The organism is Nocardia sp. NPDC056952 (assembly GCF_042674185.1).
In the GTDB taxonomy this organism is placed as follows: domain Bacteria; phylum Actinomycetota; class Actinomycetes; order Mycobacteriales; family Mycobacteriaceae; genus Nocardia.
Genome location: NZ_JBHURA010000002.1, coordinates 306,724 through 328,415, shown reverse-complemented (window position 1 = coordinate 328,415; position 21,692 = coordinate 306,724). Strand labels below are relative to the sequence as shown.

The 21,692-nt window shown below is 65.0% G+C and carries 27 protein-coding genes and 1 pseudogene; 12 read left to right on the top strand and 16 right to left on the bottom strand.

The genetic code is table 11. The features are described 5' to 3' along the window. Positions 1-139: 139 nt before the first annotated feature. The gene (ppk2, locus tag ACFTS5_RS08755) at positions 140-1,075 is read left to right on the top strand and encodes a polyphosphate kinase 2 (protein WP_378629995.1); all 936 of its coding nucleotides are present in this window, start codon (positions 140-142) and stop codon (positions 1,073-1,075) included. 5 nt (positions 1,076-1,080) lie between these two features. On the opposite strand, the gene ACFTS5_RS08750 is transcribed toward ppk2, so the two are convergent. Then, positions 1,081-1,818 carry a hypothetical protein gene (locus tag ACFTS5_RS08750; protein WP_378629004.1) on the bottom strand — a complete coding sequence of 246 codons (738 nt, stop codon included), beginning with the start codon at positions 1,816-1,818 and terminating at the stop codon, positions 1,081-1,083. A 134-nt stretch (positions 1,819-1,952) separates the two neighbouring features. Between ACFTS5_RS08750 and ACFTS5_RS08745 the strand changes: the two genes are divergently transcribed. The 3 genes from ACFTS5_RS08745 to ACFTS5_RS08735 all read left to right on the top strand — a co-directional run bounded on the left by ACFTS5_RS08745 (position 1,953) and on the right by ACFTS5_RS08735 (position 4,570). Then, entirely contained in the window at positions 1,953-2,699 is a 747-nt protein-coding gene (locus tag ACFTS5_RS08745; protein ID WP_378629002.1) for an NAD-dependent deacetylase, read from the top strand. Positions 2,700-2,708: 9 nt separating this feature from the next. After that, positions 2,709-3,356: a CPBP family intramembrane glutamic endopeptidase gene (locus ACFTS5_RS08740; RefSeq protein WP_378629001.1), complete on the top strand. Its 648-nt coding sequence runs from the start codon at positions 2,709-2,711 to the stop codon at positions 3,354-3,356. A gap of 62 nt (positions 3,357-3,418) precedes the next feature. Further along, a complete protein-coding gene (locus ACFTS5_RS08735) occupies positions 3,419-4,570 on the top strand; it encodes a glycosyltransferase (protein ID WP_378628998.1) in 1,152 nt (383 codons plus the stop codon). A gap of 1 nt (position 4,571) precedes the next feature. On the opposite strand, the gene ACFTS5_RS08730 is transcribed toward ACFTS5_RS08735, so the two are convergent. Next, positions 4,572-5,270: a GNAT family N-acetyltransferase gene (locus ACFTS5_RS08730; protein ID WP_378628997.1), complete on the bottom strand. Its 699-nt coding sequence runs from the start codon at positions 5,268-5,270 to the stop codon at positions 4,572-4,574. A gap of 173 nt (positions 5,271-5,443) precedes the next feature. Beyond that, a pseudogene (locus ACFTS5_RS08725) lies at positions 5,444-5,662 on the bottom strand (FAD-dependent oxidoreductase); the annotation flags it as partial. Positions 5,663-6,669: 1,007 nt separating this feature from the next. On the opposite strand from ACFTS5_RS08725, the gene ACFTS5_RS08720 reads away from it, so the two are divergent. Both ACFTS5_RS08720 and ACFTS5_RS08715 read left to right on the top strand, forming a co-directional pair. Beyond that, complete coding sequence (locus ACFTS5_RS08720; protein WP_378628995.1) at positions 6,670-6,987, top strand: hypothetical protein; 318 nt, start codon at positions 6,670-6,672, stop codon at positions 6,985-6,987. A 4-nt stretch (positions 6,988-6,991) separates the two neighbouring features. After that, complete coding sequence (locus ACFTS5_RS08715; protein WP_378628992.1) at positions 6,992-7,933, top strand: DUF6602 domain-containing protein; 942 nt, start codon at positions 6,992-6,994, stop codon at positions 7,931-7,933. A gap of 108 nt (positions 7,934-8,041) precedes the next feature. On the opposite strand, the gene ACFTS5_RS08710 is transcribed toward ACFTS5_RS08715, so the two are convergent. From ACFTS5_RS08710 to ACFTS5_RS08695, 4 genes are all read right to left on the bottom strand, one after another. Then, on the bottom strand, positions 8,042-8,458 hold the full coding sequence (locus ACFTS5_RS08710) for a hypothetical protein (protein ID WP_378628991.1): 417 nt from the start codon (positions 8,456-8,458) through the stop codon (positions 8,042-8,044). A 136-nt stretch (positions 8,459-8,594) separates the two neighbouring features. Then, entirely contained in the window at positions 8,595-9,449 is an 855-nt protein-coding gene (locus ACFTS5_RS08705; RefSeq protein ID WP_378628989.1) for a helix-turn-helix domain-containing protein, read from the bottom strand. Further along, positions 9,421-9,948, bottom strand: coding sequence for a DUF6879 family protein (locus ACFTS5_RS08700; protein ID WP_378628987.1), 528 nt, complete (start codon positions 9,946-9,948; stop codon positions 9,421-9,423). Before ACFTS5_RS08700 ends, ACFTS5_RS08705 begins: the two co-directional genes overlap by 29 nt. Beyond that, positions 9,929-10,150, bottom strand: a complete 222-nt coding sequence (locus tag ACFTS5_RS08695; RefSeq protein WP_196153660.1) for a hypothetical protein — start codon at positions 10,148-10,150, stop codon at positions 9,929-9,931. Before ACFTS5_RS08695 ends, ACFTS5_RS08700 begins: the two co-directional genes overlap by 20 nt. A 269-nt stretch (positions 10,151-10,419) precedes the next feature. Here ACFTS5_RS08695 and ACFTS5_RS08690 point away from each other — a divergent pair, with 269 nt between their 5' ends. Continuing rightward, a complete protein-coding gene (locus ACFTS5_RS08690; protein WP_378628983.1) occupies positions 10,420-10,566 on the top strand; it encodes a hypothetical protein in 147 nt (48 codons plus the stop codon). Between the two features lie 445 nt (positions 10,567-11,011). Here the strand turns inward: ACFTS5_RS08690 and ACFTS5_RS08685 are convergent, their stop codons facing one another. Further along, complete coding sequence (locus ACFTS5_RS08685) at positions 11,012-11,845, bottom strand: hypothetical protein (RefSeq protein WP_378628980.1); 834 nt, start codon at positions 11,843-11,845, stop codon at positions 11,012-11,014. A gap of 32 nt (positions 11,846-11,877) precedes the next feature. On the opposite strand from ACFTS5_RS08685, the gene ACFTS5_RS08680 reads away from it, so the two are divergent. Continuing rightward, entirely contained in the window at positions 11,878-12,822 is a 945-nt protein-coding gene (locus tag ACFTS5_RS08680) for a restriction endonuclease (protein WP_378628977.1), read from the top strand. 125 nt (positions 12,823-12,947) lie between these two features. Further along, positions 12,948-13,652 carry a hypothetical protein gene (locus ACFTS5_RS08675; protein WP_378628975.1) on the top strand — a complete coding sequence of 235 codons (705 nt, stop codon included), beginning with the start codon at positions 12,948-12,950 and terminating at the stop codon, positions 13,650-13,652. Between the two features lie 43 nt (positions 13,653-13,695). Here the strand turns inward: ACFTS5_RS08675 and ACFTS5_RS08670 are convergent, their stop codons facing one another. Both ACFTS5_RS08670 and ACFTS5_RS08665 read right to left on the bottom strand, forming a co-directional pair. Continuing rightward, positions 13,696-13,941 carry a hypothetical protein gene (locus ACFTS5_RS08670; protein ID WP_378628972.1) on the bottom strand — a complete coding sequence of 82 codons (246 nt, stop codon included), beginning with the start codon at positions 13,939-13,941 and terminating at the stop codon, positions 13,696-13,698. 38 nt (positions 13,942-13,979) lie between these two features. After that, on the bottom strand, positions 13,980-14,939 hold the full coding sequence (locus ACFTS5_RS08665) for an FAD-dependent oxidoreductase (RefSeq protein ID WP_378628970.1): 960 nt from the start codon (positions 14,937-14,939) through the stop codon (positions 13,980-13,982). Here ACFTS5_RS08665 and ACFTS5_RS08660 point away from each other — a divergent pair. Next, entirely contained in the window at positions 14,909-15,406 is a 498-nt protein-coding gene (locus ACFTS5_RS08660; protein ID WP_378628969.1) for a MarR family winged helix-turn-helix transcriptional regulator, read from the top strand. The genes ACFTS5_RS08665 and ACFTS5_RS08660 overlap by 31 nt on opposite strands. Positions 15,407-15,504: 98 nt before the next feature. On the opposite strand, the gene ACFTS5_RS08655 is transcribed toward ACFTS5_RS08660, so the two are convergent. Next, positions 15,505-16,722: a helix-turn-helix domain-containing protein gene (locus ACFTS5_RS08655; RefSeq protein ID WP_378628967.1), complete on the bottom strand. Its 1,218-nt coding sequence runs from the start codon at positions 16,720-16,722 to the stop codon at positions 15,505-15,507. Between the two features lie 804 nt (positions 16,723-17,526). Between ACFTS5_RS08655 and proC the strand changes: the two genes are divergently transcribed. Both proC and ACFTS5_RS08645 read left to right on the top strand, forming a co-directional pair. Beyond that, entirely contained in the window at positions 17,527-18,333 is an 807-nt protein-coding gene (proC, locus tag ACFTS5_RS08650) for a pyrroline-5-carboxylate reductase (protein WP_378628965.1), read from the top strand. Between the two features lie 189 nt (positions 18,334-18,522). After that, complete coding sequence (locus ACFTS5_RS08645; protein WP_378628964.1) at positions 18,523-18,882, top strand: hypothetical protein; 360 nt, start codon at positions 18,523-18,525, stop codon at positions 18,880-18,882. Here the strand turns inward: ACFTS5_RS08645 and ACFTS5_RS08640 are convergent. The 5 genes from ACFTS5_RS08640 to ACFTS5_RS08620 all read right to left on the bottom strand — a co-directional run bounded on the left by ACFTS5_RS08640 (position 18,862) and on the right by ACFTS5_RS08620 (position 21,685). Next, on the bottom strand, positions 18,862-19,083 hold the full coding sequence (locus tag ACFTS5_RS08640) for a hypothetical protein (RefSeq protein WP_378628962.1): 222 nt from the start codon (positions 19,081-19,083) through the stop codon (positions 18,862-18,864). The two genes, ACFTS5_RS08645 and ACFTS5_RS08640, sit on opposite strands and share 21 nt — an antisense overlap. 41 nt (positions 19,084-19,124) lie before the next feature. Then, the gene (locus ACFTS5_RS08635; RefSeq protein WP_378628960.1) at positions 19,125-20,363 is read right to left on the bottom strand and encodes an MFS transporter; all 1,239 of its coding nucleotides are present in this window, start codon (positions 20,361-20,363) and stop codon (positions 19,125-19,127) included. Positions 20,364-20,457: 94 nt separating this feature from the next. Beyond that, positions 20,458-20,745 carry a hypothetical protein gene (locus tag ACFTS5_RS08630; protein ID WP_378628958.1) on the bottom strand — a complete coding sequence of 96 codons (288 nt, stop codon included), beginning with the start codon at positions 20,743-20,745 and terminating at the stop codon, positions 20,458-20,460. Positions 20,746-20,769: 24 nt separating this feature from the next. Beyond that, a complete protein-coding gene (locus ACFTS5_RS08625; RefSeq protein WP_378628955.1) occupies positions 20,770-21,072 on the bottom strand; it encodes a hypothetical protein in 303 nt (100 codons plus the stop codon). Between the two features lie 52 nt (positions 21,073-21,124). Further along, positions 21,125-21,685, bottom strand: coding sequence for a DUF4334 domain-containing protein (locus tag ACFTS5_RS08620; RefSeq protein ID WP_378628953.1), 561 nt, complete (start codon positions 21,683-21,685; stop codon positions 21,125-21,127). Positions 21,686-21,692: the final 7 nt, after the last annotated feature.

Here is a 21,692-nt window from a genome sequence, read left to right as displayed (position 1 = left end):
CCCACATCGCCGTGTTGTCGTCGAGAAAATGAACACGCGCGCCGTGCCCGTTCGCAGTGCGGCGGGATCGGCGTGGCTTCGCTGCGCTGGGCACCGCACGTTCATCTTCGCGACACGCACACCATTTAGCGTCACGGGGATGACCGATGTCGAGATTCGTCCGATCCCCCGTGATGTCAGCGAGATCGCCGATCTCGCGACCGTCGTGAACCTGGCCGACACCACCGGATTCACCGTCGACGACAGCGACGACGACGATCCGATCCTGCTCACCGAACCCGGCGGCCTGGTCGTCGACACCTGGCGCGAGGGCTACCCCTACGACGAGCGCCTCTCGCGCCTGCAATACGACCTCGACAAGCGGTTACTGCAGATCGAGCTGCTGAAACTGCAGAACTGGGTCAAAGCGACCGGCCGCCGCGTCGTCATCGTGTTCGAAGGTCGCGACGCCGCGGGCAAGGGCGGCACCATCAAACGCTTCATGGAGCACCTGAATCCGCGCGGGGCCCGGGTCGTGGCACTGGAAAAGCCCTCCGCGCGCGAATCCACCCAGTGGTATTTCCAGCGCTATGTCGAGCACCTGCCCGCCGCGGGCGAGATCGTGCTGTTCGACCGCTCCTGGTACAACCGCGCCGGTGTCGAACGGGTGATGGGCTTCTGCACGCCCGAACAGCATCGACGGTTCCTGTCGCAGGTGCCGCTGTTCGAACGGATGCTCGTCGACGACGGTATCGACCTGGTCAAGTTCTGGTTCTCGGTCTCGCCGCTGGAGCAGCGCACCCGCTTCGCCATCCGCCAGGTCGACCCGGTGCGGCACTGGAAGCTCTCGCCGATGGACCTGGCCTCGCTCGACAAATGGGACGACTACACCGCGGCCAAGGAAGAGAACTTCGAGCACACCGACACCGATCACGCACCGTGGATCGTGGTCAAGAGCAACGACAAGAAGCGTGCCAGGCTCAACGCGATGCGGCACGTGTTGAGCGGGTTCGATTACGGCAACAAGGATGTCGAGATCGTCGGCACCGCCGACCCACTGATCGTGGGCCGCGGGCGCGACGTCATCGGTTCCTGAACGTTCTAGCGAGTCAAGGCGACTCGGTGCGCGTCGAGCATCAGCGTGGCGAGCTCGTCGCGCTCGGCGTCGTCGAGGACGTCGAAGCAGGGTGCGATCAGTTCGTCGGTCAGCTTCTCCGCCGCGTTCCAGCGCACCCGCACATCGTCGGTGACCGTCTCGAACGGTTCGGTCCAGCCGAGGAATTTCGCGTGCCCGGGTCCGTCGAGGATCGGGGAGCCCGCGACCAGGATCGCCTGCAGTGGGGTGAGGCCGTTGGCCATCACCGCGACCAGGTGCAGTCCGCCGCGAAGCTCGCGCAGCACATGGGTCAGTTGCAGCACCGCGGCCCGCCCGTCCTCGGGCACCGGCATCGCCCGCCAGCCGGCGAACAGGGGCAATCCGGTCGAGGGCGCGGCATCGACCACGCGGCCCAGCAGGTACGCGAGACGGTCGGCCTGCTCGAACGCGGCCAGTTTGCGTTGCCCGAAATCGCGACACGCGAGCATGTATTCCGCCGCGGCGTCGGCGGCGGGCATCGGCACCGATTCCCAGGCGGCACGCACGCATCCGGGTTCGAAGAAGCCGAAGGCGGCGGTCACCACGTCGGCGTCGACGTCACCGAGCACCCCGCCACGGCCTCGCGTGTAGGCGCCGTGAAACCCGGCCACACCGGTCGTCTCCCCGAACGCCCTGGCCTCGCGCGAGATCATGAACGCCCCACCGAGTTCGAGTACCTGCCGTTTGACCGTTGCCGACGTCATTCGCCTGCCACCTTCCGCTGTTGTCCACTCCTGGCAGACTTTAGCGTTCCATAGCCAGATGGGGTAGCCCTTCGCGAGGACAACGACCGAAATCCCGTCGACCGCACCGCTCGACCGGCCCTAGTCTGGATCCCATGACCAACCAGCTCGTGGCGATCCTGTCCGGCGCCGGTGTCTCCACCGACAGCGGAATCCCGGACTACCGTGGCCCGGCGGGCCTGTGGCAGCGCGACCCCGACGCCCAGAAACTGGTCACCTACGACTACTACATGGCCGATCCCGACATCCGCCGCCGATCCTGGCTCATGCGCGGCGAACACCCCGCCTGGCGCGCTCAGCCCAACCCCGCCCACCAGGCCGTCACCGCGCTCGCCGCCACCGGGACGGCAGTGCGCGTGATCACCCAGAACGTCGACGGGCTGCACCAGCTCGCCGGCCTGCCCGACCGCAAAGTCCTCGAACTGCACGGCAACGCCCGCACGGTGCTGTGCACGTCCTGCGACGACCGCACCACCACCGAGCAAGCCCTCGACCGCGTCAGCGCGGGCGAACCCGACCCCGCCTGCCTGCGCTGCGGCGGCATCCTCAAAACCGCGACGGTCATGTTCGGCCAAGCACTCGACCCCGAAGTGCTCGCTCACGCCATGGCGATCGCCCAGGCTTGCACCGTGTTCATCGCCGTCGGCACCAGCCTGCAGGTCCAGCCGGCCGCGTCGCTGGCCGGTGTCGCCGCCGATCACGGCGCCCGCCTGATCATCGTCAACGCCGAACCCACCCCCTATGACGAGCTCGCCGACGAGGTCATCCGCGAACCCATCGGCACCGCCCTGCCCGCTCTGCTGGCAACATTGGCCGCGACGAAGGCCGAGCGCAGCGGCTAATCTCGGCAGATGACCGTCGACACCGGCCGGAACGCCTGGCTCACAGTCGAATTCGTCGCCCTCTTCTTCGGCCTGACCGGCTCGGTCGCGGTATTGCTGCGCGGTGTGAGCCCGCTGCCGTTCCTTGCGGTGATCACCGTCGTCATTGTGATCTATCTGCGCCGCACCGGTTTCGACCGCCGCAACTTCTGGCGAGCCGACGCACTGCGCCCCGCCCTGCCCGGCATCCTCGCACTCTGGGCGATCTCGGCCCTCGCCCTCACCGCCGCGGTAGCGCTGTCGCGGCCCGGCTCGCTGTTCGATCTACCGCGCGAACGTCCCCTGATCTGGGTGCTGGTCCTGGTGTTCTATCCGCTGGTCAGCGTCTATCCGCAGGAACTGCTCTTCCGCGCGTTCCTGTTCCACCGCTACGCCCCGATCTTCGGCGACGGTCCGCGCATGATCGCCGCCAGCGCCCTCGCGTTCGGTTTCGCCCACTTCATCGTCGGCAACTGGATCTCGGTGCTGCTGAGCACGGCGGCCGGGGCTCTCTTCGCAGCCCGCTATCGGCGCACCCGCTCGCTGCTCACCACCTCGGTGGAGCACGCTCTCTATGGCATCCTCGTCTTCACCGTCGGCCTCGGCGACTTGTTCTATCACGGTGCCGCGGCCGCGTAACGCTGTCTGGATGCGGCGAGGGCCGAGGTGAACTATCGGCATCGTTGCGCCGTAGTGCTTGGATGGTGGGGGTCGAGACCGCGGCCGCCGAGGGCGATGACGGAGACCGGATGCGAGTGCTGTTCGTGGCGATGCCGTTGATCGGGCATCTGTTCCCGATGATGCCGCTGGCCGAAACTCTGCGCGAGCGCGGGCACGAGGTCATGGTGGCCACCGGCGGCGACGCGGCCGCGGTGGTGCGGGCGCGATTGCCGGTCGCCGAGGTCGCCCCGCCGATCGACTATCTGCGTGCCGCGGTGCGGGGGCTGGGCAGGCATCCGGTGCTGGCGTGGCGATCGGGGCAGGGGATGGCGGATGCGCGCGGCGGTGCCCACGTGTTCGCGGTCACCAATCGGCCGATGATCGAACCGCTGCTGCGTGCCGCCACCGAGTTCGGGCCGGAGGTGATCGTGCACGAGCCGTTCGCGTCGGCGGCGGCGATCGTGGCCGACCGGCTCGCAGCACCCACGGTCCTGCACAACATCGCCCTCGACAACGGCACCGTCATCCGCCGCGAACTCCTGCGATTGCTCACCGACGCCGCCCTGCCCGCACCGGCGAGCACCCTGTCCATCGCCCCGCCCAGCATCGTCCGGGTCGACGGGCAGCCGTTGCGCTATACCCCGTACTCCACTCCGGGCGCGGACACACCCGCATTCCTGCGCGAACCGTCCACGCGCCGACGCATTCTCGTCACCCGCTCGACCATGCTCGGCGACGGTCCGGACACGATGCTGGGTGCGATCGTGCGCGCCGCACCGTATGTCGATGCCGACATCGTCATCGTGCGACCCGATCGAAAGACAGTGCGCAACACCGCCCTTCCCGCGAATATCCGCACGACCGGGTGGATCGCCCTGCACGAAGCTCTGCCCCACTGCACTGCCATGGTCAACCACGCGGGCGCCGGTTCGGTCTATGCCGCCCTCCACGCCGGCATCCCTCAGATCGCCACCCCCGCACCGGGCGACCGAGCGTGGAATGCGATCTCGGTGCAGCGGCGCGGCGCCGGACTGTCGGTGCCTGCCCGTTCGATCACCGCCGCCCACCTCAATGCCCTGATCTCCGATCCCGCCCTGGCGGCCAACGCGCGGGCGGTCGCCGCCGAGATCACCGCGATGCCCGGTGTCATCGACATCGCCGACGAGGTGACCCGATCGGCCGGCACCCGGTGAGCTAGGGCGCTTGCACCAGCGTGAGCTTCGACTTCTTGCGCACGGTGAAGCCCAGCGTCTCGTACAGACTGATCGCCGTCGTGTTGTGTGCGACCGCGTGCAGAAACGGCGTCTCACCCCGCGCGCGGATTCCGGCCCCGACCGCCCGAATCAGCCGCGAGGCGATCCCCCGCCCCCGAAATTCGACATCAGTGCACACCGCGCTGATCTCGGTCCACCCCGGCGGATGCAGCCGCTCCCCCGCCATCGCCACCAACCGGCCCTCGACCCGCAGTCCGAGATAGGTGCCCATTTCGATGGTCCGCGGCGCGTACGGGCCCGGTTCGGTTCGGGCGATCAGCTCTAGGATCTCGGGAACATCAGCGGCAGTGAGTCTTTCGAGCTCAGGATCGAGGGAAACCCGCAATCGCGCGCCGTCCATCTGCACGGTGTCGAACTCGGCGAGCACCGTCCACCCCGCCGGCACCGCATGTCCGATCCCGCGAATTCCAGCACTGCCGCCCGACCCGAGCACAGCGCCCAGATCAGTCCAATCCTGCTCATCCAACACCGCCGGATGCCCGACGAATCGCGCGACTTCCGGCTCATAGCGCCCGATCCGCCCCGTCCACTGCGCGAAACGACTGTGCTCGCCCCGCAACGAAGCCCGCACCGGATCATCGAGCGGATGCACCGCGATATCGACGTCGACGGTCAACACACTCTCCTCACCAGACAACCCGACCGCCGAAACGTTAGCCGAGCACACAACCACCGGTCACCGTTTGCACTCACCACGATTCCGACCCCCTGGCCTCGAACACGTCCCGCAACCGCCCCACCACCGTCTGCCGCCACCCCTCCGGGAACCGCCCGCGCAACGAGCGGACCGAGTCAGTGCTCGGCGAGCGAAAGCTGGATATCCAGTTCCAGCAGATAGTGATTCACCGCCACAGCGGCTCTGGATCCCGCGGCCGCGGCGTGGACGAGTTGCGCAGGCGAATCGGCGACATTGCCCGCGGCCCAGATACCAGCGACGCTGGTGCGCCCGGTGGCATCGACCGCGACCCAACCGTCGTCGCCGACCGCGCATCGCAGCCGAGTGAGCAGCTCATCACGGGGAGCAACCTAGCGACCGTACCCAACGATGATCCGGCGTATCCGGCCCGCGCACCCCGACCCAGGTAGACCCCGGTTTCCGTGCTCCCCCGTTCCCGTCGGTCATCGGGCATGTGTGACCACATCGTGTGCACACTCACCTTGGTGTTGTCGAGGACAACAGGGTGAAGTTCGGGGGTGTTGAGTTCGGGTCGTCTTCATCATGCCGAGGCCAATGAACGTCGGCCAGCATCTGCGTCAGGAACTCGACCGGCACGGTCCATCTATCGTTCTTGGCGATCTCTTGGAACGCATGGCACAACCGGGTAGCACCAAGCAATGAGCCCATAAAACCGTCATCGAGGCGAACCGTCCGAACCTTCCAGCTTGTCACCGGGCGATCGAAATGCGTAAGTAGATCCCTGGCGGTAATTACCCATGCCCAGTGACAGAACCAGGGCTGTAACCGTAGAGGCAGCGGCGACGATCGGACGTGCGGAACCAGCGAACCCCACGACCGCGTATCACGACAGCATGCAAGACACGGTCCGTCCGAGCACGATCCGAGCGAACATGACCGGTACTCCGGTGAGTGCAACGCCACAGGCTGGGCGAGGAAGACGTACACGACTGGATACGGCATCCGAGCGTAGTCACTGAGTTGCTTTCGCTTGATCTCGATACGCCACGGAGCCCGAGGATCTACGGATTGGTCACTGCTAACGGCTTTGCATTCGAAGACACCGAAGCGAGCGCGTTCCCCGCACAAGGCATGATCGGCCGAGTCCTCGAACTGAGCAGGTGACCAGATCAGCGCGTACGGATCGTGCCTAATCAACTCGGCAGTGAACAGCGAATCAATCGTGCGCTCAGGTATGAGTCGTTCGTATCCCATCCGCCCTCCTTCGACCCCGAACCATACCGCTCCCGATGGACCAAAGATCACGGCTTCCTACAGATTTGGCAGACGGCGGCGGCTGGTTTCTTACGGTCCTTCCACCCGATCGAAAGGACCCCGGACCATGACCACCAAGGCCACCACCGAATCGCTCACCACCAAGCAGGTCGCCGAGGCGCTGGGCACCGACCCGAAAACGCTGCGGGTGTTCCTCCGCGCGTCGGCCGACTACACGGCGGTCAGTTCCGGAAAGCGGTATGCGTTCACCACGAAGGATGTCGGCCCGATGAAGACCCGGTTCGCCAAGTGGACCAAGGAACGCACGGCCCCGGCCACACCCCCCCGCCGAGTAATCCGGCCCGCACGACGGCCCCATGCCCCGCGTTGGGTGTGGGGCAGTGGCGCAGTCAGGCATTGGGCGGCCAAAGTTGGCGTACCGTAGATCGGTGATCCACGAACATCACGAGTGGCTGGCAGACGTCGCGGCACAAATGTCACGTGAGTACGAGAAAGCCCATGCGATGGCTACTACCCCTTCGGGTGTACAGCAATCGGGCCACAAGGGAGAAGCAGCTTGGGTAGATGCACTTCAATCGTGGCTGCCGCCACGATACGAAATCGGCAAGCGCAAATACCTTTTGCTTGAGGATGATTCATTCGGGGTGGTGAAGTCGGCAGAGACGGACATCGTGGTCTTCCAGCCCTCATATCCCGAGAGATTGCGTGAGCGCGCAGAGGTTCTAGTCTCTGGCGTGATCGCTGCTTTCAGCGTGAAATTGAGCCTTGACCGGAAGGGTATAGCAGAGGCAGTTAATGAGGCTGCGCTCGTACGTCGAGCAACTAAGGTGCGTTCTGAATCGGTTAAGGATGAACTCCTACCGCCCCTTCTCTATGGCATACTCGCTCATTCCCATTCCTGGAAGCAGCCTAAATCATCGCCAAACGAAAACGTCAGAACAGCTCTTGAGCAGTTTGACCTACAGTCAGTCAAATCTCCCCGCGAAGGCCTTGACCTTGTGTGCGTAGCCGATCTGAACTGCTGGTCGCGCACATCGGCTATTCTGACGCGTTCAAACCTGGGACCCGAACTTCTAAAATCGCACCCGGATGGCGGCGTCCTTTCCGGCTTCGTTGATCCCTTTTCCAGCGAAACGGACGAGAGCCCGACAAGCATCTCGCCGATCGCTGTATTCATCACACTCCTTCTGGGAAAGCTCAGCTACTACGACACCAGCGTGCGTCCGATCGCGGAGGGGCTTCGCGTTACCGGTACAGGTGGTAGGGCTTCAGGTAGCGTTCGAGAATGGCGTCTTGACGAGGTCTTTAGCGAACGGGCGCGAGTCGAATTACGCAAGTCACCGTGGGCATGGGACGCCTACTACACGTAAGTGCGGACGATCCAACGCGGCGGCATCGGCCCCACCCCGACATGCCTCGAAACGGCGAGAGCCGCCCAGTATCGAAACTGGACGGCGGTATCGGCGGGGTGTGGCGGGTCATCGACCCCCGGCACGGTTCCGGGCGCGTTCGGCGGTGGTGACGCACCCCTGCACCTTGGTCCCGTAGTCGTCACCGGCGCTGATGTCCAACACCTTTCGGCCATCGGGCAGGGTGGTCCGCCTACGGGCATCCCCGGACAGCGAGTACACCGACCCGTTCCGGACGGCCCACACGTCGGCGCTGGATACCTTCGTCGTCCCCTGCATGATGTTGGCCCCGACGTACACCACACCGCCCGGTGCAGTGACCGCGTACGCATCGGCCAACGTATTCGACCGGTCCGAGAAAGCCGCTGAGATCGTCGCCACCGCGTCGGCGGGTGCCGGGTCGCATCCGGGCGGGGTCGGCACATCGGCGGGCACGGTGGACGGGGTGGGCGCGGCGGACGGTTGCGGGGCGGGTGTGGTGACCACGGCCCGCGTTGTCACAGTGACGGGCGGCTGGGTGGGTGTGGCGGTAGGTTGCTCTGTCGCAGCGCATCCGGTCAGCGCGAAGGCGGTAAGCACGTATGGACGGATCATTATTTCTCCCCTGTGGAATGTGGATTTGTCAGCGTCCCAGTTCGCCGAGGACAGTGACGATGAGTCCGCGGGCGTCCCGGCCGTAGACGGCGGACGACTTGAGTGCCTCGAACATCCGGGCGTACATATGGATTTCTTGAGGCCGCGTGACCTGAATGCTTGCGGTCGGGGTTTCCAGTGCGACCAACGAGTCATCGAAGATCCAGAACCCGGCCGATCCGACCGCGACCCGTTCCCGCATGAGCGGGATGATGCCGAGCGAAACATTCTGCTGGGACATCAGTTCGAGCAACCGGCCGAGTTGCCCGGCTTGAACCTCAGCGGTGCCGAACCACGTGCGCAATGCCTGCTCTTCGAGCAATGCGACGATCCGCTTTCCGCCGTACTGGATGACGCGCTGGCGCTCCATCCGGACGGCTACGGCTTCGTCCACATCGTCGGCGGTACCGAGGAACTTCACCCAGAACCTCAACATCGAGGCCATGTACTCCGCCGTTTGGAACAAGCCCGGAATCACGTTGTGTTCGTAGATCCGGAACACGTCGGTGTGTTCGTATCGCTGGGGGGTGTGGGCACCGAGTACCCGCTTCATCCCGGCGCGGCTCTGACGCCGGAATTCTAGGTATGCCGAGTCGACCGCCCGCAACGTCGCGATCAGGTCGGGTAGTTGATCGTCGGCACCACACACCCGGCACCATTCGCGGATGTCGTGATCGGTGGGCGCCTGGGTGCCGTTCTCGATCTTCGACACCCGCGTGAAGTGTTGGCCCGTGGCGTCCGCCAGTGCCCGACCGCTGAGACCCGCGTCTTTCCGCAGTTCCCGCAGTCGGGCACCGAGCGCTTTGCGCGCCTGTTCAGCCGAACTCGACGGGCTTGTATTCACGGTGGGGTATGGCCAGCGTCCACACCGCCTCGAATGCCGTGCGGCACCGCTGGATGTCGTCGGGATCGGTGGATGTGACCTTGGCCGTGCCCAGCCCGTTTCCGGCGTAGTGCAGGAATACGACCAAGCGGTCATCGAACAGATAGAAGTCGTTGCCCGGTATCGCGACCGACGACACGAGACGACGTGGCACCCAGCGGATGTCCTCGCCCGCGTCCACCATCGGCCCCGCGATGCTGTACGACCACCGTTGGTAATCGCTCAGCGGTTCGGACACCACACGGGCACGACGAACGGAACGGCCCGCGTCCACGTGGTCGCGGAGTGTGGCACACCAACCCTGCAACCATTCGAGGTCGTCGGGTTCGCCCGCCGCCCATTGGGCCATGTGTGGCAACTCCACCGCCGTGCCGTACGCATCGCGCGTTTCGAGGTGGACCGACTCGCGATCGAACGTCATCAGCAACCGGTCGAACTCGTCATCCGTTATCGACGCCACTGTCTCCCTGCCTGAAAAACGGGATCATCCTGTCCGGAATCTCTACACACGATTCACCTTCCGGGATGTCCATCTGTGCGAGCGTTTCGGGATCGGTCACCACCCATCCCTGCACCACCCACGATTCCCGGTCCGTGCGGTACACGGTCGGCGAGCCGGTCGGATTCGATCCCGGATCCTTGCCGATGAACGTTAGCCGCATGATCACTCCCCTGCCTTCGATGTTGCGAACGATTGCGTCGCACGGTCCATCGTGAACCCGCCATTCGCTCAGGTCAATCGCTATCCGAACTGCGAAAAGCTCACTGTCGCAACAAGTCGCAACAACGTTCCGAGCCACCGCCCCGCCTTCATAACGTGTGGGTCGGCCCCGACGCCGGGCGGATGCCCCACGGGCACATCTGCCGGAAACGGCTCCGGTGGGTGACGCGACACCCCGGCGTCGGGAGCCATCGAGCGGGAGGGTTCGGCATGGCTGGATGGCAGGTTTTCCTGATCGCGTTCTTCGCGGTGGTTCTCGTGTGGAGCATCACGTGGGCGATGCTGTCCACACCCGCCCAACCGTCCGGCCCCACGGTTGCCGACATCATCGCGCGCATCGAACGCGAGGACTGCTGAGCGATGCTCGTCTATAGACGCACCACACCCCCGTACGAACGGATCTACCGAACGTCCACACCCACCGGCATCACGGCGTCGTGGATCGCAGGCACCAGAGCGATAGCGGACGTGTGGGCGGTGCCGCTGAGGATCCAGTACGTGGACGACCCGACCACCGACCGCGAACCGATCGAATGGCCGGAAGTGCCGATCCCCTACCCCAGCCGGGGACACATCGCCTTCGCACCGTATCCGACGCTCGACGAAGCGCGGTCACGGTTGCCACGATACGAATCACTCTGGGCTGCAATCGAAATTGAATCTATTGCCGCCTCAGCGGGCCGTGTGGTCGTCGGGGCATCCCCGGCACCAACCGCCCCCGATAGCCCGCCCACGGCCGATATAGCCGCTGCTTCCGACCCATCCCGCCATGATCGTGCCCACACCGCCCCGGAATGACGCCCTACCCGGCCGGGAACGGTTCCGCGAGCAGGTCAGCGACCATCCGCTCAAGTTGCCCAGCAGCGGCGGTCACCCCTGCGCGATCGAGGCGGTTCGCCTGGCCGTGCACGATGTCGCCCCGGATGTGGTAGCAGTGAATGAAGAAGTCGCCCGACGGCATTCCCCCGTACTGCCCGTTTGGCAGTTTCGTCGCGACGAACGTCTCCAATGTCCGCGTGATCGGTCCACTTCGCTGGTTACCGTGGAATGCCTCTATGGAGCTGGTCAACAGTATGATCCGTGCTTCGGGGTTCGACTCGAAGAATGATGCACTGAACAGGTCGTACGCCGCTTCATCTTCCGCCCGTGGGGTAGTCCGCGGTGCAGTCAACGCGCCCTTGAGCGCGGTTGCCATTTGATCGGCCGACGGTGCGCTGTATCCAGTCGCATGCCCAGTGCCGAACATCGGCGACGGGTCGTCCGCGAATACGAGGGTGCCGTGATACCCCTGGAATGTCGGCACACCGAACTTCTCTTGGACCATGCGATCCGCCGGTTGTTGAGTCGGTTCGCGCGGAACCCGATCGCCGAAGTCGGCCCCGATATGGAGCTTCGCGAAGGCCCCCTGAACCGCGATGCGCCACCGTATTGCCGCATTCTCGGCGTCGACACGCGATCCGTACGATCCGCCGATCAGATATAACGTGTCCGCCTTCTCGACCGTCAGCTCATCGTTGCCGGTCGACAGCCGCACACGTGGGCTCGCCCCGACCGGGGTCAGCTCGTGCCGTGGTGTGGCGATGTCCAACCGTGCACGTCCGCTGATCTTGATATGGATTCTGAACGAGTAGCCCACCGGACGATCATGGCAACCCGTATCCTGCCCTGGTGCCGAAACGCACCAACCTCTTCCAGACCGTCGTTGCGGTGATCCATCAGCACCTCGCCGACGGCGCTCCGATCGAAGAACCGGCGATGCTGACGAATCGACTCACCGGCAAGGAGCGTGAGGTCGACGTGGTCCTACGTTCCAAGGCCGCCGGTCATGAGTTCGTGATCGGCATCGAGGCCACGTCACGGCGGCGTGGTCCGGTGTCGGCGCAATGGGTCGAGAGCATGATCGGCAAGCACAACAACCTTCCGACCGACAAAGTCATCCTTGTGTCGGAGAGCGGCTTTACGGATCAAGCCCGCGACCTCGCGCTCCGTGAGTACATGGTTCCGATCTCTCCCCAGACCCTCGGCGACGGTGACCCGGAGTACCGGATCGTCAACTCAGTCCGATCGCTGTGGCCGAAGCAGATCGACCTATCTCCCCGAAGTGCCCGTGTATGGGTCGATGTTCCCGGCGACGGCATCAAGTGGTTCCGTGCTCCACACAACTTGGACGTGTTCGCCAAAGGTGATGAGTCGTACATCCCGCTCTTCTCGATCGTGAACGAACTCATTCGAGGCAACTGGCCCCGGATCGCTGACCAGCTCGACCTCGCGAACGTCGCAGAGGATTTCGACGGAACCGCCGTTCTATCGGTCGGGCCGGAATGGACAGTCAAGCTCGACGGCATCGAACAACCGTTGTATGTCCGCAACGTAGAAGGCAGCAAGACGGAGTTCCATCGGATCGACGGTATCGAGATCGTGGCGAATGCTCTCATCACCGTGACTGAGATTCAGCTCCACCATCGGCGCCTCGCAGAGATCAACCTCAGCTACTCGTACGGCGAGGGCCGGATCGGGGACACCCCCGCACTGGTCGTCGCCACGGAGTCGGAGACCGGGAGCATGATGTCTATCAAGTTCAATCCGGCCCACATGACGAAGATGGGTGACTGACATTTTGGCGTGACCACACCCTGCACATGCACGATCTGACGTGCAGCAGGCCGGCCTGAATTTCATGTCGAATGACGTAGGCTGCCGTCCGCATGATCCATCCCTCCGACTGATCGAGGTTGCCCATGCCGTCGTATCACTTCGTTGGCCTCGTACACCCCCAAGGCGGCGGATGGTTCCTTGATGCGCCCGTGACGTTCCAGAACGACGCAACCAAGGTTCATGTGATTATCAGGCAATCGACGTTCCAGGCGATCGTTAACACCGCATCGGCCGACGACGCCGCGACCGTGTGGAATCACACTGCCTCGGTTGTCCGGGGGGTTCTCGACAGCATCGGCTTCCATCGTGCCGCCGCTCTCAGCATCGAGCTGACCGGCGGGTCGATGGATGGCAAGCATGTCCTCGCGGTCGACTACGTGTGGAACGAAATCGCTGAAACCAAGAGTCCACGCATCGAAGGCGACGATCTCGGGGCGTACGCACTTGCAGCCGCAAGCAACCACCTAGTGCGATACGCCTTGGCCGACCTCCGATTGGCACTGGAGTCGCCCGACGATACCGGCTTCTACTGCTACCGGGCGATCGAGAGCATTCGCCACAACTACACCGAGGATTCGGACAAGAGTGATGGGGATTCGTGGAAGCGACTTCGTGAAGATCTGGACGTATCCCGGAGCGAGATCGACTCATTCAAGGTGCTCGCTGATGACCGACGGCATGGGCGGCAACTCGGGCCGGTGTCAGAGGACGAACGCCGATCGGCATTGGTAACCGCGCGAAAAATCGTCAAGCGTTACGTGCACCGCGACAGCCGTGATTCTTGGTGATCTACTCTTCTGCCCGCGACAGATTCGTCACGGGCAGAGAGTGTCAGGCGCTCGCAGCCAAAGCCGCGTCCAGCATCCGGTCACGCATCGCTTCACCGCGTTCGCGCTTATCGGCGGCTCCGGTCACCGTACGGATCTCGTCGGCACGGTCCGGGGTGTGGAGGGCGTGCACAACCGGCTGCGCGTTGCGACGCGGGTAGCCCTTCTGGCCCTCCTCCACGGCCATCGCGTGGTAGTCGGTATGCGGCTTGACGAACTGCGCGCGCCACCGCTCCGCGTCGTCCGGCACGGGCGTAGTGGTGGACCCGTCCGTACCTCTGGACGTGTTCAGCCCGAGCGCACGGGCACGGCCCACGATTTCGGACTGCTCGCGTGTGCGTTCCTCGATGAGTCGATGGAGGTACGCGACGGACACCACCATGTCGGCGTACGCGTCGCGCAGTGCGGTGAGGTCGGCCCCGGCAATGTACTCCTCGTGAAACGCGGCCCGACAAAGACCGCCGTCCGCGTAATGAGCTGTCCCGATGCGAGTTCCACGCCGTCGAGGCGACCGTCGTGCGCAACAACTCGGTTCACCTCGCCTTCGACAACGTGAACATTGCGCGTGGACAACCGGAGGCGCTCATCCGCCGACAACACGATCTCTTGCGGGAAGAAGAGGACGTCGTCGGACCACTGACGCACCAGCGACGCCTGGTGAACGGAAAATGCCCTGTTCGCACCACCCAGAACCGCCAGCGGCGCGTCCCGCACCTCGTATCCATGACAGTACGGACAGTGGAGAACCCCCTTTCCCCACTGCTCGCGAACTCCGGGAATCGCCGGCAGTTCATCGCGCAGACCTGTCGCCACAACCACAGCCCGCGCCACAACGACGGCCCCGGTTTCGGTCTCCACCGAGAAACATCCGTCGACCGCGGCGATGTCCACGACTCGGTCCGCCAGTACCTGTGCGCCGTAGCGGCGCACCTCCGCGCCGCCTGTCGCCAGCAACTGCTCGGGCGCGACTCCGTCCCGTGTCAAGAAGCCATGCGTCGTCTCGGCAGCCATGTTTCGAGGTTCACCGGAGTCGATGAGCACTACCTGCCGACACGATCGAGCCAAAACCAGCGCGGCACTCAGACCTGCCGCACCCCCACCGATCACCACGACATCGTGAACCACAATTCCCCCTCGACCGCTCCGCACGACCTTGTCACCGTCCGGGTACGCTCCGAACGTACCGAATTGTTTACTAGTTAACAAAAGGAGAGGTGATGGCCGAAAAGTCGCTCCGAGAACGGACATCCGATCTCTGGCGTGTCCGAAACCCCGACCTCGACACGTCCGCCATGGTGGTGGTCGGCCAGGTCAAACGCATTTCCGCCCTGCTCGACCGTGCCGTGGAGGACATCTACGCCGAAGCCCACATCACCACGGCAGAGGTGGGGCTACTGGTACCCCTCCGGTATGCCGACCCACCCCTCACCGCGATCCGACTGGCCGAACACCTCGGCATGTCCAGGGCCGGGGTCGGAAAAACACTCACCAAACTCGAGCGGCGAGGACTGATCACCCGCACCCAGAACCCGACCGATCGACGATCGACCCTGATCCGCCTCACCCCAGCAGGAATTGGCTTGATCGACGAGGTCTTCCCCCGCGAACTCGAAGCCCACGCACAGCTGCTCGCCGACCTGGATCAACAACATTCCGCAGTACTACAGGGCTTGGACCACCTCGCCCGGAGTCTCGAAGCTCGAAGCGACCGCTGAGACCGCGACCGGTCACGACACCGAAGGCGACTGGCAGGCGTTCGAACCCCGCCTACGCTCGCCGCCGAAGCGGTGCGTGGACCCGAGGGCAGGACAACTCAGGCCCCCACGCCAACGCGCTGGCACAACTCGCGCACGTCCTTCGCCATTCCCACAGGTGGGCGCTTCGACAGCCCCAGCAACAGCTCCTTGGCGAACCCGTTGAAGCCGATCGTCTCAGATGCGGTGCGGTGCGCTTTGTTCAACAAAGCCAGCACGGCAGCGCCCTCGTCGCGCTGATGGTAGGCGCGGGCCACCTCGATCAGATGACGTGCCCTACGCGGCACCGACACGATCGCTTCCTCCTCGAGCGCACGCGCCGCCCGTAGCGCTTCCCCGGATCGACGCAGGTCCACGCCGAGGGTGACCGCATTCGCGCCCTGCACTGCCTGCCCGAAGCTGGTTTGAATGTGACGATAGTCCGGGCCCAACCGCTTCGCCCAGCGGTCGGCACGGTCCCACGCCGACCACGCATCTCCGTGACGGCCGCGGCGAGCATGCACCAGAGCCGCCTCGGCTTGCAAGGCACCGGTGATACCCCGCCAATCGTCGGGAGTGTTGTCGCGATCCAGGTAGGGGGCGAGGATTTCGGTACCCGATTCGATCAGGGCGAGAGCCTCATCCCATCGGCCCGAGTCCCGCAGCGCCTGCACCATCGACCACGAGGACGTAGCGACGAGGTACGGGTCGTCTGCTTCGTATGCCTGCTCCAACGCGCGGTCCGCGACCATCCAGACCAACGAACTGTCCCGCTGATAGGCCACGAAAAAGTCCACCAGTTGATAGACGCCAGCCAGGACTCGACGTGCCTCCCGTCGGCCGGGGTCTGGTGCGCGCGCCGCCTCCTGGGCGTCGCGAATCAGACTCGGCAGGATCCTGCCGAGCTGTGTGCGGTGATCGGGGCTGGCGTGCCGGACCTCCCAAGCCAGGCGTAGCCGCTCGGCCAGGTGCGCAGCGTTGTGGGTGCGACCGGGCGAAGGCCGACGGAAATCCGTGAGTGCGGCTTGGACGTCGCCGAGGGCCTCGTGTCTCGCCCCCGCGTACAGATTCACCGAGACGGCGTGCCCGTTGCCTGTCAGGTCGGCAAGGTCGGCCAGCCCCAGGGCGTCAGCGATGGCCAACAGCATCGGCAGCTTCGGTGGTTGCAGCACCCCGTTCTCGATCTGCTTCACCCAGTCAGATGACCGGTTGATCCGGTCGCCGAGCACCGGCCGACTGATTCCCGCACGCTCGCGGTGGCGTTTGATGCGCAGCCCGATCGGGGCGTGATCTTCCATGTTCCGTACCCCTTCACGGCGGGCGTGGAAAGCAATGTGCCCAGTCTAGGTGGCATAGGGGGCGAAATCCTCCCCATACCTCGTCTTGGCCGACCTTAACGTTGCGGCATGTCAATCGCCGGGCTACCAAGTCTGCTCGCCTTTCCCGAATCCCACGGTGAAGGCAAACGTCAATGACCACAGTCGATTCCAGAATCATCGTCGGCCGGATTGCTGCCGCGCAATGAACGACATACTCCTCTGTGGGCGCGATCCTGGTCCGCTGACCGCCGAACAAGCTCATCGGGCGATGCAAGTCCATCTGGAATGCGCGGTCGACACGTGCCGGTGTCGGCGACGTGCCCGAACCACCCTGGTGGAGCAGAAGCGGATGGTTCTCGACGAACGCGCACAACAGGTCAGGGGCTCGTGATGAGCGAGGATCACCTGACTCACTGCCAGGACTGGATTTTGACCAGCTTGTGCGAGTTCTCCCCGACAGCGCCGATCACCACTCCTGACCTCGCCTCGAAGTTGAGCCACTCGGTTCGCCGTACCGAGATGTACCTCGAACAGTTGGTCGCGATGGGATTGGTTCGTGTGCATGAGGTTTCGGGTGAACCAGCTTGGCGGCCATCCTCTGACGGTCTAGCGATCGGCAGCGTCGAGTAGATCATCGGTGACCGCACGACGATCAATCTCGCGGTCTCAGCTCGGGAGAGCTCGATTCCATCAGCGATCAGTCGCGTCGGCCCGACAGGGAGGCGCGGCGGGTGTTCGGTGAGCGGGTCGTGTCCGGGAACTCGTCCGCTAACCTTGCGTTTTGTGGCGAGGATTGCGGTGATCGGTGGTGGCCGGATCGGGGAGGCGTTGATTGCTGGGCTTCTCGAATCCGGATGGGCACGTGAGGATCTGGTGGTTGTGGGGCGGGTGCTGGCGCGGATCGAGCGGTTCGGCATTCGGGCGATGAGCAGCCTCGCGGATGCGACCGAGAATGCGGATCTGATAGTGATCGCGGTGAAACCGCGCGATGTGGACGGCGTGCTCACCGAACTGGCCGAGTCGATGGTCGGCAGGGCGCGCGATCAGGTGCTGGTGTCGCTGGCCGCGGGTGTGTCGACGGCACGGATGGAAGCTGGGCTGCCCGCCGGTTTCCCGGTGGTGCGGGTTATGTCGAACACCCCGATGCTGGTCGGCCAGGGCATGAGCGCCATCGCGGCGGGCCGTCACTGTAGCGAGGAGCAGTTGCGGCTGGTCGGTGATGTGATGGAGGCCGTCGGCAAGGTGGTGACGGTCGCCGAGTCGCAGATGGACGCGGTGACCGCAGTGTCGGGTTCGGGGCCCGCGTACTTCTTTCTGGTGATCGAGGCCATGATCGACGCCTCGGTGCAGCTGGGTCTGTCCCGGGAGGTAGCTGCCCAGTTGGTGCAGCAGACCATGCTCGGTTCGGCCGCGTTGTTGACGGAGTCGCGCCGGCCTGGCGTGGAGTTGCGCGCTGCGGTCACCTCACCCGCGGGAACGACCGCGGCGGCGGTGGGAGAACTCGAGCGGGGTGGTGTGCGTTCGGCTTTCGGTGAAGCATTGATCGCGGCAGAACGCCGTTCGGCCGAACTGGGCGCGATGTCGAACTAGCCTCGCTCTTGGTTGTGGTTGACGGGGCCGGCCTGATCGGTTCCAAATCGGCTGTCCGAATCCCTACCTCCCCCAGCGATTTCCGGCGCTCGACCGCTGTTTGAGTCGCACCAAGGCGGGCATTCGCACTGAGCAAGGACAAACCTCTACCGGAGGGACAGCGTCGTGTTCACACATCTACGAGGGGCCGTGCTGATCGGGCTGCTGGTTGTCGCCGGCTGCGCTACCAGCACCGAGGCACCTGATCCCGGTTTGCCACCGTCGGCCGAGGGCGCACCTGAAATCTCCGATGAGGCGGCCGCGCACCTGTGCGAGATGATGGCCCCGGATCTCGATAATTGGCGTGCGCAGGGAGTCACTGTGGCGCGCGTGTCGTTCAACGCCACAGTGCAGAACTGGGCGGTGCGCAGCGGCGGCATCAACGTGGCGGTGGCTCGCAATCGCGAGGTGATCGATGCCGTCACCCAGCAGCACTGCGCTGATGTGCGCCAGCAGGCCATGCAGGCCCTGGATGTGCCGGATCTGGCCTCAGCGCTCGCCGGAGTCTGAGACGCCTGGGTCGGAAACCGTGGCGGGCGAGGTGGCCTCGACACCACGGCGCCGGTCGCGCAACACCAGCACGCCCGCCGCGACCGCCCAGATCACCGCGAACGCGACAGCTCGCATCAGACTCCAGTTGACCATCAGCATCACGAGCGCGACGCCACCGAACAGTGTCAACAACCGGGCGGTACTCGTCTGACCTTTCATCGCCAGATCATCGCACGGTCCCCCACGACCTGACACGACGCTCAGCTCTCGACCCGCACGACCTCGTCGGGAACCGCAGGCCGACGAGCGGCCCAAGCCAATGCGGGCACGATCAGCAGCGCGATCCCCGCACCGAGGAACGCCAGACCCGGGTAGTCGGCGAATGCCACGACCACCCCGGATCCCAACCCACCACCCGCACCCGCGATGGCGATACCCACATCGACGGTGCCCTGTGTTCGAGCACGGGTGGCGACCGGCGTCGCATCCGCGATCATCGTCGTCCCCGCGACCAGTCCCAGATTCCAGCCCACCCCGAGCAGTCCGAGCGCCACCGCCAGCGCCCCGATTGAACTCGGCGGGGCGAGCGCGGCCGCCGAACCGGCCGCGACCAAGGTGGCAGCGGCCGCCACGGCCACCAGGCCCGGTCCGAACCGATCCACGAGCATCCCCGACAGCAACGACGGCAGATACATCCCCGCGACATGCACCGCGATCACGAATCCCGCCGCGCCCACCCCGTGCCCGTGATGCTGCATATGGATGGGCGTCATCGTCATGACCGCGGCCATCACCAACTGCGTCACCACCATCACCGTCGTCCCGGCCACGATCGGCGCCGACCACCGTGTCGGAGCGTCCGTCACGACCACCTCGCCGGGCGGCTCGGCAATCGCGCGGGCAACAACAAGCGGGTCCGGCCGCAGCATCACCCACAGGACAAAAGCCGCCAGCACATACGCCACCCCCGACAGCACGAACGGCCCGGAAAGCGCCGGAATGCCCCAGCTCACCGCCATATTCGACATCGGCGTCGTCAGATTCGGCCCGACCACCGCACCGACCGTCGTCGCCACCAGCACCGTGCTGATCGCGCGCGCCCGATGCGCGGGCTGCGCCAGATCCGCGCCGGCGTATCGCGCTTGCAGACTCGTCGCGGTGCCCGCCCCGTACACGATCAGCGACACGAACAGCAGCGCCAGGCTCCCGGTCACCGCAGCGGCCACCACCCCGAAACTCCCCAGCGCACCGGTCAGATAGCCCAGGGTGAGGCCTGCCCGTCGACCCGCACGCTGCGAAATCCGACCCACTCCGACCGCCGCCGCGGCCGACCCGACCGTGAACATCGCCGCGGGCAACCCCGCCAGCCCGGTCGATCCGAGCATGTCCTGCGCCAGCAACGCGCCGACGGTGATGCCGGCGGCAAGCCCCGCGCCACTGAAAATCTGCGCCGCGACCAACACGGCCAGCGTGCGCCGTTGCGCGGGATGCTCGCTCATGGCGTCATCATCGCGGCAGAGATGGACGCCGGTCCAGTCGTTAGGCGCAGAAAGGTCCAGTGACGACGAACCGGCCTCCTCGAACGGCGCGAAGCTAGCGCAGGTACGGCCCCAGCTTGATATTCACCTCGGACCCGGCATCCTCGATCGAGGTGATCGGCCACACCCGCCCGGGCTGCATCGTGCCCGCGGCCGTGGCGTAACCGACGACGTCGAGCGCCGCGACCCCGTCGTCGTCCTGCAGGATGCCGGCCTCGGTGCGCATTCCATCGGAGAACACCACATCGAACTCGTCGGCCATACGATCGGCGCGCACCACCACACCGGGGAACAGATGCGAATAGTCGACGATGATCCGTCCCGGCTCAGCGCGTTCGTTCATCGACGTCCTCTCCGAGTTCTGACCTCAGTGACCACACGGATCGGTGAGGTGCAGCCCCTCGCCGACCTTGATCCGGCGATGCTCGGCGAGCACGATCCCGACCCCGAACAGCAAACACACACCGCTGAGGATGCCGGCGATCACCGCCCATCCGACGAACCCGGAACCGGCGGCCGTCAAGGTGGCCGCGAGCATCACGATGCCGACTCCGACGAGGAACAGCCCCGGCCAATTGAGCGAGTCCTGAATCGACTCACCCGCGTGTGAGCGCGTCGTGCGCTCGGTGTCGGGAAACTTGTGTTGATGGGGATCGATGTAGTCAGTCATGGCACGGCCTCCTTCCGACGAGAGCTCTCCGTCTTCGGCGCGTACCCCCGATTCAATCGGGCAAACGGCCAGAATCACTCGAGTTCTCCCGCACGAGCACAAAGAAGTACGGCTCGGGGAAATTGCGGTAGTCCATCAGGCCCAGTACGGTGTCGTCGTCGATCCGGCGGAACACATCGATGATCGGCAGATGGTCGTACACCATCGCCGTGGTGACCACCCCGCGGTGCTCGACCGCCCGCAACCGAGCCCGATAACCACGGGCGCGCAACGCCGGTTTCAGCACCCCGAGCAGCCCCCGACCCCGGTCCACGACCTTGCTCGGGACCTTCCCGACCAGGCCCAACGGCACCCGTTGCGGATCGACGGCGAAAATATCGCCCGCCGGAGCGCGAAACAGCAGCGGATGCACACTGTCGAGACCGTCGAATTGCTTGCCGTACCACCCCGACGCGACGAGCAACCCGTCCATCGGGTGCCCGGTGCCCAGCTCGCGACCACTCCATCGGCCACTGAGCTGGGTCGCCGGCACCGGCGCGAGACTGTCGAACAGATCCAGCGCGTCCTGTCGGGAACAGGCGGGTTCGAGCGCGGTAAGTCGGTCGATCGTCATGAAAATC